Raw genomic sequence first — 589 nt, forward strand, 5'->3', positions numbered from 1 at the left:
TGGCCAGCGCGGTGGCAAAGAATGGGAGACCGAAAGCTTCGCTTACGACGGCAATGGCAGGTTACTGCTCGCCGAGAACAAGGACTGCAAGCTGCAGTGGTTCTATGACCTGGCGGGCAACAACACCCGCGAGCACCAGCACTTCAAGTACATGAAGCAGCCGAAGGTCGCCGTGTTCACCCACGAGTACGACGCCCTCAATTTACGGGTTGCCACCACACGGCCTGATGGCCATCGCGTCAGCTGGCTGACCTATGGCAGCGGTCACCTGCTCGGCCTCAAATTCGATGATCGCGAATTGCTCAGCTACCAGCGCGACGACTTGCACCGAGAGATTGGCCGAGAACAAGGCAATGGCCTGATTCAGCGTCAAACCTGGAGCCCGAATGGTCAGTTGCTTGAGCAAACCTTGGCACGGCATAGCGCCACCAAGCGCATTGCGGCTCGCAACTATCGATACGACGAAAGCGGCCAATTGACTCGCGTCAATGACCTGAACCGAGGCGACACCTACTACCGTTACGACCCGGTGGGCCGACTGCTCGAAGCCACTCACAACTACAACAAGGAAATTTTCGTCTTCGACCCG

At 57.7% G+C, this 589-nt stretch carries 1 pseudogene; it reads left to right on the plus strand.

What is annotated here, in order from left to right:
• Window positions 1-589: pseudogene (locus GIB19_RS28155) on the plus strand (RHS repeat-associated core domain-containing protein); the annotation flags it as partial.

It is taken from the genome of Pseudomonas sp. ITEM 17296 (assembly GCF_028895205.1).
In the GTDB taxonomy this organism is placed as follows: Bacteria; Pseudomonadota; Gammaproteobacteria; order Pseudomonadales; family Pseudomonadaceae; genus Aquipseudomonas; species Aquipseudomonas kermanshahensis.